This is a genomic window from Agrobacterium sp. LAD9 (assembly GCF_003031125.1).
GTDB lineage: Bacteria > Pseudomonadota > Alphaproteobacteria > Rhizobiales > Rhizobiaceae > Agrobacterium > Agrobacterium radiobacter.
Window position 1 is genome coordinate 49,519 of sequence record NZ_PHGS01000005.1, and the last position, 10,089, is coordinate 59,607.

Sequence of the window (10,089 nt, forward strand, 5' to 3'; positions counted from 1 at the left end):
CCAGACCATTGAAAAGAATCCAGGAACAACGACATGGCGGCATTTCATGAAGTGCGCTTTCCGTTGCGGCTCGCGCTCGGCGTCAGCGGCGGGCCGGTGAGGCGGACGGATATCGTCAACCTGTCCAACGGCCGGGAGAGTCGCAACCAGCGCTGGAGGAACGCCAGACGCAGCTATGACGCCGGATCCGGTATCCGCTCCGTCGCCGATCTCTATGAGGTGCTCGCCTTTTTCGAGGCGCGGCGCGGTGAGCTTTACGGCTTTCGTTTTCGCGATCCCGTGGATTTCAAATCCTGCCCGCCGGGAGAGACGCCTGCCTCGACCGATCAGAGGATTGGTACCGGCGATGGGGTGACGGCGGGTTTTGAGTTGCTGAAGACCTATGCCGATGCCGGCGGCTCCTTCACGCGGCGGATCGATAAACCAGCGGAGGGTTCGGTCATTGTTTCGGTCGAGGGGGTGAAGGCGGAAGCGGCCGATATTTCGGTCGATCACGCCACCGGCATGGTGCTCTTCCGGGCGGGCCGCGTGCCGCCCGCCGGCGCCGCGATCCGCGCCGGTTTTGAATTCGACGTGCCGGTCCGTTTCGCGATCGACCGTATCGACGTAAACCTGACCGCTTTCGAGGCGGGCCGCATTCCCTCCATTCCACTGATGGAAATCCTGCCATGAAAACCATTCCCGCCGCCCTTGCCGAGCATCTCAAGGGAGATGCGACGACCACATGCCATTGCTGGAAGGTGACACTGAAGGATGGCGTCACGATCGGTTTTACCGATCATGATGAGATGATCGTGTTCGGCGGCACCTCCTACCTTGCCGCCAGCGGCTTTTCGGCCAGCGACAGCGACAGCGAAATGGGGCTGGGCGCGAGTGCCGGGGAGGTGGCGGGCGGTTTTTCGAGCGAGGCGATTGCGGAAGACGATCTTGCCGCCGGGCGTTTCGATGGTGCGAGGGTGGAGCTTTTCCTCGTCAACTGGCAGGCGCCTGACCAGCATATGCTGCTGAACATGCGCGAGATTGGCGAGGTGACACGGGCTGGCGGGGCGTTTCGCGCCGAGCTGCGCAGCCTTGCCCATCGCCTCGGCCAGCCGCAGGGCAGGGTCTATGGGCGTCGCTGCGATGCCGCACTCGGGGACAGGCGTTGCGGTGTCGATCTCGAGCCGTTTACCGGCCATGGCAACGTTGTGGCGGTGGATGCCTCGGGCGGCCTGCTCGTGTCAGGGCTCGATGCCTTTGCCGATGGTTTTTTCAGCCGGGGAAAGCTCCGCTTTCTGGCCGGCCTGCTGGCGGCCAAGAGTTTCGACCTCGATGGCCACGAGCGGCGTGACGGCGGCGTGCATCTGTCCTTCTGGCTGCCGCCGGAACAGCTGCCTTCGCCGGGGGACACGTTTTCTGTCACCGCCGGCTGCGACAAGAGTTTCACCACTTGCCGGGCGAAATTCACCAATCATCTGAATTTCCGGGGCTTCCCGCATCTGCCGGGGGCGGATTTCGCCTATTCCTATGCGAGCGGCGGTGAGAGCCATGACGGTGGGGCGCTGTTTCCATGAGCGACACCGGCGAAAGAGTGCTGGCGCTCGCCGGAGGCTGGATCGGCACGCCCTATCGGCATCAGGCCTCGTTGAAGGGTGTCGGCTGCGATTGCCTCGGCCTCGTTCGCGGTATCTGGCGCGGAATTTACGGCCACGAACCGGAATTGCCGCCGCCCTATGCGCCCGATTGGGCTGAACGCGGCGGCGAGGACCGGTTGATGGCGGCGGCGGAACGCCATTTTCTGGCGGTTCCGCGCATGGAAGAGGCAAGGTCGGGAGACCTGCTGCTGTTTCGCTGGCGGGCCGATGCGGCGGCCAAACATCTCGGCATTCTGGCCGGGTCACAGCATTTCATCCATGCCTATGAACAGGCGGCGGTGGTGCGTTCGGCGCTGGTGCCGGGCTGGAGGCGGCGCATCGCCGGTATCTTTCGTTTTCCCGATCCCTGAGTTTTTCGAGGCGAGCATGGCGACAATCGTTTTTCAGGCGGCGGGTGCGGCGCTCGGCGGCATTTTCGGTCCTTTGGGCGCAATGATCGGCCGGGCGGCCGGGGCGCTGGCGGGCAATGCCATCGACCGCACGCTGCTTTCGAACGGGCGGACGGTAACGGGCGCGCGTCTTTCGACGGCGCGCATTCCGGGGGCGGATGAGGGGGCGGCGATCAGCCGGCTTTATGGCACCGCAAGGATCGGCGGCACGCTGATCTGGGCGACGCGTTTTGAAGAAAGCATCGAGGTGGAGCGCCGCGGCGGCAAGGGCAACCGTGGCCCGAAGGTCGAAACCTTTCGCTATTTTGCCAATGTCGCCATCGGCCTGTGCGAAGGTGAGGCGGCCATGGTGCGGCGTGTCTGGGCCGATGGGCGGGAGTTGGACCTGAGCGCCATCGAGATGCGTTTTTATTCCGGCAGCGAGACACAATTGCCCGATCCTTTGATCGAGGCGAAGCAGGGGGCGGGCAATGCGCCGGCCTTTCGCGGATTGGCCTATGTGGTGTTCGAACGTCTGCCGCTCGATAGTTATGGCAACCGTATCCCGCTGATGCAGTTCGAAGTGGTGCGGCCTGTCGGACGGCTGGAAAAAGCCATCCGCGCCATCACCGTCATCCCCGGCGCAACGGAACATGGTTACGCCACCGTGCAGGTTTCCGAACGAACGGGCATCGGCCAAAGCCGCATCATGAACCGCAATGGTTTGACCGCCGCGACGGATTGGCAGGCGGCAATCGACGAATTGCAGGCGCTCTGCCCCAATCTTGAGAGCGTGGCGCTGGTGGTGAGCTGGTTCGGCACGGATATGCGGGTGGGTGAATGCCGCATTCTGCCCGGCGTGGAGGTGGACGGCCGGGATGGGGAAACGATGCCATGGTCCGTCGCCGGCCTTTCGCGCGGCGAGGCGCATCTCGTCAGCCATCACGGCGACGGTCCCGCCTATGGCGGTACACCCAACGACGAAAGCGTGTTGCAGGCCATCGCCGATCTCAAGGCGCGGGGTTTGCGAGTGTGCCTTTATCCCTTCGTGATGATGGATGTTCCCGTCGGTAACGGTCTTGCAGACCCCTATGGCAAAAGCGAGCAGGACGCTTATGCCTGGCGCGGGCGCATCACCTGCTTTCCCGCACCCGGCAGGGCCGGTTCTGCGGATCGCAGCGCGGGCGCACGGACGCAGGTTTCCGCCTTCTGCAATCGCGATGAAGGTTACCGCCGCATGGTGCTGCATTATGCGGCGCTGGCGGCTCGGGCGGGCGGGGTGGATGCCTTCCTGATCGGCTCGGAACTGCGTGGGCTGACGGCGCTGAGAGACGAGAATGATGCCTTTCCCTTTGTCGAGGAACTGGTGCGGTTGGCGGGCGACGTACGGGCCGTGATGGGGCCGGCGGTGAAGCTGACCTATGCGGCGGACTGGAGCGAATATTTCGGCCACCAGCCGGCAGATGGTTCGGGCGACGTGTTCTTCCACCTCGACCCGCTCTGGGCGAGCCCTGATATCGATGCTGTTGGTATCGACAATTACATGCCGCTCTCCGACTGGCGTGACGAGGATGCCGCGAACGGCAGTTCCGATGGCATGACCGGCCCGGATGATGCCGCCGCATTCCGTTATGCCATCACGGCAGGCGAGGGCTTCGACTGGTATTATGCAAGCGATGCCGGCCGCGCGGCGCGGCAGCGCACGCCCATAACCGACGGGCTGAAGGCCAAGCCATGGGTGTTCCGCTACAAGGACATCAGGAACTGGTGGGGCAATCTCCATTTCGACCGGCTGCGGGGAACGGAGAAATCCGCCCCGACCGCATGGGTGCCGGGCTCGAAGCCGATCTGGTTCACCGAACTCGGCTGCCCGGCGGTGGACAAGAGCGCGACACGCCCCAATGTCTTTCCCGATCCGAAATCGGCGGAAAACGCCTTTCCTTATTTCTCCCGCCGAAGCCGCGCCGACAGCCAGCAGCGGCGGTTTCTCGAGGCGCATCTCGACCATTGGCGTGAGGCCGCAGCGATGGTCGATGCAGACAGGGTCTATCTGTGGACCTGGGATGCACGGCCTTTTCCCGCCTTTCCGCAGAATGGCGCGGCATGGAGCGATGGGGCGAACTGGCGCACTGGCCACTGGCTGAATGGCCGGCTGGGAACGGCCACACTCGCCGATACCATCGCCGCCATCCTCACCGATCACGGCTTTTCCGCCTTCGACGTGTCCGCCGTCAGCGGTGATCTGACCGGTTATGTGCAGGGTGACGTGACCTCGGCCCGCAACCTCCTGGAGCCGCTGATGGCGGCTTTCCAGGTGGATGTGGCGGAAGATGGCGGAACCCTGCGCTTCCGCTCCCGTAACACGGCGGTTTTGCCGGTCCGCGATATTGCCGTGCTGGCCGATCTGGAGGACGAGCCGCTCTGGTCGGAAAGTCGCGGCCATGACAGCGATTTTGCGGCAGAGGCCGTGCTGACGTCTTTCAACCCGGCGCTGGATTACGAGCAGGGGAGTGCAAGGTCCCGCCGCATCGACAATGCCGGTAGCCGGGTGATGCGGCTTGATCTTAACGCCGCCCTGCCTTCGGAAACGGCGGAAGCGGCGGTCGAGGCGCTGTTGCGCGACAACCGGCAGGCGCAGCGCAGCCTGCGCTTTGCCCTGCCGCCCTCCGAAATCACCATCGAACCCGGCGATTGCATCCGCCTGCCGGAAGGCGCCTTTCCGCAGGCGCCTTCCGGGCGGTTTCTGGTGAGCCGCATTGAGGACGGCGCGGTGCGGCAGGTGGAGGCGCGGGCCTTTTCCGCCGCCTTTTCGGTTTTCGCTGGTGGTGCGGAGGAACGGCGCAGCAACGGCGCAAGCGGTGCGGAAGGGTTCGCGCCCGAGGTACTGTTTCTCGATCTTCCCTGCCATGACGGCACCGCGCCGGAGGATTCGGCGCGGATTGCCGCCCTCGCAAAGCCTTGGCGACCCATCATCATTTCCGCGTCGCCGGGCAGGGAAGGTTACCGGCAGCGCGTTCTGCTTGACCGGCCGGCGATGATCGGCGCGCTGGCAATGCCGCTGATATCAGGCCCTCCCGGCCGTTTCGACCGGAAAAACGCCATCCTCGTCGATCTGCCCTTCGGTGAAGTGTCGTCGGCCGCGGAGCTTTCGGTGCTGAACGGCGAGAACCGTCTCGCCATCAAGGCCGCAAACGGCGTGTGGGAAATCGTCGCTTTCGCAAAGGCCGAAGAAATCGCACCCTCACGTTGGCGGCTTTCCTCTCTCCTGCGGGGACTGGCTGGCACGGAAGACGCACTGGCCGCAGGCGCGCCAAAGGGTGCGCCGGTGGTGGTTCTGGATCAGGCGGTGCAGCCGCTGGGTCTTGCCGCGAGCGAGCGCGGACGACGCCTGAGCTGGATCGCGGAAGCTGCGGGAATGGCGGGCGCAATGAGCGGGCCTTTTGCCTTCGAGGGAGGCTTGCGGGCGCTGACGCCGCTCGCGCCGGTCCATCTTTCCGCCGAACGGCGCGGGGATGGCGTGCTGTTCAGGTGGAAACGTCGGGGCCGGGTGGAGGCCGACGGCTGGGATGCGAGCGAGATCCCGCTGGACGAGCCCTTCGAGCTTTATCGCGTCGAGGTGCTGGACGGCGAGACGGTGCGGCGCGTGGCGGAGGTTTCAGAACCCGTGTGGTTTTACCCCGCCGCAGACGAACTCACAGATTTCCCGGCCTTGCGGGATCACATTTCCGTGCGTGTCCGCCAGCTCGGCCGCGCGGTGCCCTCGGGCGTGGCGGCCAAGGCCGTTCTGCCGATCTGACATGTGTCTGAAAAACAACGCAAAGGATGAGATTATGGACAGTACCAAAGCGTGGTATCAATCGCGCACGATCTGGGGTGCTCTGGTCGCGGTTTTCGCACCGCTTTTCAGCATTGCCGGCCTTGAACTGCCCGCCGGTCTGCAAGGCGAACTTGCGGACGGGCTGGTGACGGTTGCGGGCGGAATTGGCGGCCTGATCGCACTTTACGGCCGCCTTTCGGCGACCAGCGCCATTCGCTGACAGCACATGCGAAGACGCCGCTCCCGCGTTACGCCCTTGCGGCGGGGGCGGCATTCATTTGCCATTCAGACGCTTTGCGCTACATATTCGGTCACAATACGGTTCGAGACGCACCCGGTTTTTTGGAAGTTTGTGCAATGGCATCACCTCTCATCATCGCGACGCTTGCAGCCGGGCTTTCCGGTTTCACGGCGCCCGAGGCTGATCTGCAGGGCCATTACATACTGGCAGCGAGCGACTGCGGCGCAGCCGTTGCCCGCGTCGTGCGCGAAACCGGTGGTCAGCTGCTTTCGGTCTATCCTTCCGGCGATGGTCAGTCCTGTGTCGTCACCGTTCTCGTCCAGGGTAATGGCGAGCGCCCGCGCAAGGTGACGATGCGCGTGCCGATGTAGCTTGCCCGCATCGCCGAAATATCGGAAAACAATCCGAAACATTTAGCATGACCGACCCCGCGCGCGGGCCGGGACGGAAGGAAAGGGCTGATAATGCGTATTCTCGTTGTTGAGGACGATGCCAATCTCAATCGGCAGCTGACCGACGCGCTGAAAGAAGCCGGTTATGTTGTCGATCAGGCATTTGACGGCGAGGAAGGGCATTATCTCGGCGATACCGAGCCCTATGACGCGATCGTTCTCGATATCGGCCTGCCGCAGCTGGATGGCATTACCGTCGTCGAAAAATGGCGTGCGGCCGGCAAGGCCATGCCTGTTCTCATCCTCACCGCCCGCGACCGCTGGAGCGACAAGGTCGCCGGCATTGACGCCGGAGCCGATGACTACGTCACCAAGCCTTTCCATGTCGAAGAGGTTCTCGCCCGTGTGCGCGCGCTCATCCGCCGCGCCGCCGGCCATGCCTCCTCCGAACTCGTCTGCGGCCCGGTCCGGCTCGACACCAAATCCTCCAAGGCGACCGTCAACGGTACGACGCTGAAGCTCACCTCGCATGAGTTCCGGCTGTTGTCCTATCTCATGCATCACATGGGCGAGGTCGTGTCGCGCACGGAGCTGGTCGAGCATATGTACGATCAGGATTTCGACCGCGATTCCAATACGATCGAGGTATTTGTCGGACGTTTGCGCAAGAAGCTCGGGGTTGATCTGATCGAGACGATCCGTGGTCTCGGTTACCGGATGCAAGCACCGGCAGATGCGAAGTAATTCTCTCACCGCCCGCGTTCTGCTGCTCGCCTCGCTATGGTCGGCGCTGGCGCTGGTGGTGATCGCCGTCGTCATCTCGACGCTTTACCGGCAGGGGGTGGAGCGCAGCTTCACCGATCTTCTCAGGGCGCAGCTCTATAACGTCATCAACTCAGTGACGATTTCCAACGAGAATACGCTGGCCGGCAGCCCGCAGCTCGGCGATCTCCGCTTTTCGCAGCCAGATACCGGCTGGTACTGGGTTGTCGAGCCGCTTGGCAATTTCCAGACCGCGCCGCTGGTTTCCTCGTCGCTCGGCGTGTCGACATTGCCGGTGCCGAGCATTCTCGATGCGCCCTTCGACAACCGCTATGAGCGCTTTTATGCCGTCACCGACGAGGCCGGCAATCAGGTGCGTGTGGCGGAAACCGAAGTCGTGCTGGATGGCGAGGGGCGTGCGGCGCGTTTCCGCGTTTCCGGCAATCTGAATGTCGTGGAAGACGATGTACGGGATTTCTCCAACAGCCTCTATCTGGCGCTCGCCGTTTTCGGTGTGGGCAGTCTGGTCGTCAATGGCCTCGCCATTCTCTACAGTCTCAGGCCGCTCGATCAGGCTCGCGTCGCGCTTGGCAAGATCAGGGGCGGGGAGGCGGAAAGCCTAGAAGGTGAATTCCCGCGCGAAATCCAGCCGTTGGCCAATGAGGTCAATGCGCTCATCGACAGCAACCGCCGCCTCGTGGAGCGCGCCCGCATGCAGGTGGGCAACCTCGCGCATTCGCTGAAGACGCCGATCGCCGTTCTTCTCAACGAGGCGCGCACGCTGGACCCGCAGCATGGCGATCTGGTGCGGGCGCAGGCCGATGCCATGCAGGCGCAGGTGCAATCCTATCTCTCCCGCGCCCGCATCGCCGCCCAGCGCGGTTCTATCCTTGCCCGCGTGGAAGCGGAACCGGCACTGGAACGGCTGGTGCGCGTCATGCGTCGCCTGAACCCCGACAAGCAGTTTGTCCTGAATTTCGAGCAGGCAGGCGCCGTGCTCGGCATGGAGCAGCAGGATCTGGAGGAGGTTGTCGGCAATCTTCTGGAAAATGCCGCGCGTTTTGCGCAGACGCGCGTGGTCATCACGCTTGCGACCGGCACGCACCCATCGTCCGACGCCGAAATCGCCCGTCGCTCCTGGGTGGAGCTGACTGTCGAGGATGACGGGCCGGGGCTGGAGCCGGGACAGATCAGCGAAGCGATGAAGCGCGGCAGGCGGCTGGACGAGAGCCGGCCGGGCACGGGTCTCGGATTGTCGATCGTTTCCGAGGTGGTGTCAGAGTACCATGGCCGCTTTTCGCTGTCGCGCAGCGCCATCGGCGGCCTGAAAGCCGATCTGATTTTGCCGGGCCTTTCGAAAGAGCTTGCGTGAGGCAAGAAAAAAGGCAAGAAATTCAATGCCGGTATATTAGGTGCAATGCGGTAGGAAAGAGGACAGGGTTTGGTTGACGTGTATGATGGCTGCCGCTCCGTGACAATGCGTTCGCTGGTGTCACGCCCGGCACTTCTCTCGATCCTGTGCGTATCGATGCTGAGCGCCTGCACCACCACGGGCACCCGCCCGGCGGGCGGCGGCCTGTTTGGCCGTTCTGCGCAGCCCTCGACGCCGTTCCTTGCCAATCTGGAAGGCGGCATTGTCGGGCGAAGCGGCGTTGAGCTTGACAGGGGTGACCAGACCAAGGCGCTGGAAGCCGAATATAAGGCGCTGGAAACCGCCCCGGTCGGCACGCCTGTCACCTGGACGGGCGATGACGCCAAGGGCCAGGTGGTCGCCAATGCGCCCTACCAGGTCGGCAATCAGAATTGCCGGCAATATTCGCATACCTTGACGGTCGACGGACGGGAAACCAGGGCGCGCGGTGCAGCCTGCCGCAATGCCGATGGAAGCTGGTCGCCGCTGACGTAACCAGTTTGACGTAAATCAAGGTCACGGGCCTTTTGCGATGACAAGAAGAGGCATAGCGGTGCAGCCGGGAGATGGCCTGCGGTGCGGCGTGATGTCTCAAATTCGCGTCATCCCCGCGCTTCATGTTTCCATGTGCCGCGCATTCGAGTAATTGAGCCTTATGTTCTGGATTGTCGTTGCGATATTGACGGCGGCTGTTGCCATCGTCCTGATGTACCCGCTGATGCGGAAGACCGAGGCGCCCGAGACGCGCCGCGACGGTGAGGTTGCCGTTTATCGCGACCAGCTGGCCGAGCTTGACCGCGAACGCGCCGCCGGCCTGATCGGGCAAACCGAAGCGGACTATGCCCGCGCCGAAATCGGCCGCCGGCTTCTCGCTGCCGCCGAGACGGAAGAGCAGCCCGGCAGAGAGGCGCGCCCGCTGCGGCACAATCTCGCCGCCAGCCTCATCACCATTCTCTTGCCCGCACTCGGCCTCTGTCTTTACATCTGGAACGGCAGTCCGGAGGTGCCGGACATGCCGCTCGAGGCACGTCTTGAAAAGCCCGGTAACGACATGAACCTGCTGGTCGCACGGGCCGAAAGGCATCTGGCGCAGAATCCGGATGACGGTGCGGGCTGGGACATTCTTGCGCCGATCTATTTCAAGACATTGCGGCTTGGCGATGCCGAGCTTGCCTATCGCAATGCGCTTCGTATTCTGGGGCCGAGCGCCGAACGATTGACGGGCCTTGGCGAAACGCTGGTTGCCGGCAATGACGGCATCGTCATAGAGGCCGCGCGCGATGCGTTTGCGCAGGCCGAACAGTTGAAACCTGGTAATCCGCGCGCCCGCTTCTATCTGGCGCTTTCGCTGGAGCAGGCTGGCAAGGCGGAGGAAGCACGCGCGGCCTTTGCAGCGCTGGCGGCCGATGCGCCGGCCGGCGCGCCGTGGCTGCCGCTGGTTCAAGAGCATATCGCCCGCACCGG

Annotated in this window: 10 protein-coding genes; all 10 read left to right on the top strand. The window is 63.7% G+C overall.

The genetic code is table 11. The features are described from left to right. The first annotated feature begins 33 nt into the window (after nt 1-33). Nucleotides 34-672 carry a TIGR02217 family protein gene (locus tag DA915_RS04880; protein WP_107675289.1) on the top strand — a complete coding sequence of 213 codons (639 nt, stop codon included), beginning with the start codon at nt 34-36 and terminating at the stop codon, nt 670-672. Further along, a complete protein-coding gene (locus tag DA915_RS04885) occupies nt 669-1,553 on the top strand; it encodes a DUF2163 domain-containing protein (RefSeq protein WP_107675290.1) in 885 nt (294 codons plus the stop codon). The genes DA915_RS04880 and DA915_RS04885 overlap by 4 nt, the downstream gene beginning before the upstream one ends. After that, nucleotides 1,550-1,984 carry an NlpC/P60 family protein gene (locus DA915_RS04890; protein ID WP_107675291.1) on the top strand — a complete coding sequence of 145 codons (435 nt, stop codon included), beginning with the start codon at nt 1,550-1,552 and terminating at the stop codon, nt 1,982-1,984. Before DA915_RS04885 ends, DA915_RS04890 begins: the two co-directional genes overlap by 4 nt. Before the next feature lie 16 nt (nt 1,985-2,000). Then, nucleotides 2,001-5,798, top strand: coding sequence for a glycoside hydrolase/phage tail family protein (locus DA915_RS04895; protein WP_107675292.1), 3,798 nt, complete (start codon nt 2,001-2,003; stop codon nt 5,796-5,798). Nucleotides 5,799-5,832: 34 nt separating this feature from the next. Beyond that, the gene (locus DA915_RS04900) at nt 5,833-6,039 is read left to right on the top strand and encodes a hypothetical protein (RefSeq protein ID WP_161974039.1); all 207 of its coding nucleotides are present in this window, start codon (nt 5,833-5,835) and stop codon (nt 6,037-6,039) included. Nucleotides 6,040-6,176: 137 nt separating this feature from the next. After that, nucleotides 6,177-6,431: a hypothetical protein gene (locus tag DA915_RS04905; protein WP_003497070.1), complete on the top strand. Its 255-nt coding sequence runs from the start codon at nt 6,177-6,179 to the stop codon at nt 6,429-6,431. Nucleotides 6,432-6,524: 93 nt separating this feature from the next. Next, nucleotides 6,525-7,196 carry a response regulator transcription factor gene (locus tag DA915_RS04910; protein WP_003509815.1) on the top strand — a complete coding sequence of 224 codons (672 nt, stop codon included), beginning with the start codon at nt 6,525-6,527 and terminating at the stop codon, nt 7,194-7,196. Continuing rightward, nucleotides 7,186-8,586 carry a HAMP domain-containing sensor histidine kinase gene (locus tag DA915_RS04915; RefSeq protein ID WP_003509813.1) on the top strand — a complete coding sequence of 467 codons (1,401 nt, stop codon included), beginning with the start codon at nt 7,186-7,188 and terminating at the stop codon, nt 8,584-8,586. Before DA915_RS04910 ends, DA915_RS04915 begins: the two co-directional genes overlap by 11 nt. Before the next feature lie 105 nt (nt 8,587-8,691). After that, the gene (locus DA915_RS04920; RefSeq protein ID WP_031233662.1) at nt 8,692-9,120 is read left to right on the top strand and encodes a membrane protein; all 429 of its coding nucleotides are present in this window, start codon (nt 8,692-8,694) and stop codon (nt 9,118-9,120) included. A 160-nt stretch (nt 9,121-9,280) separates the two neighbouring features. Continuing rightward, nucleotides 9,281-10,089: c-type cytochrome biogenesis protein CcmI (ccmI, locus tag DA915_RS04925; protein ID WP_192886409.1), on the top strand; the 809-nt coding region annotated here is incomplete at its 3' end.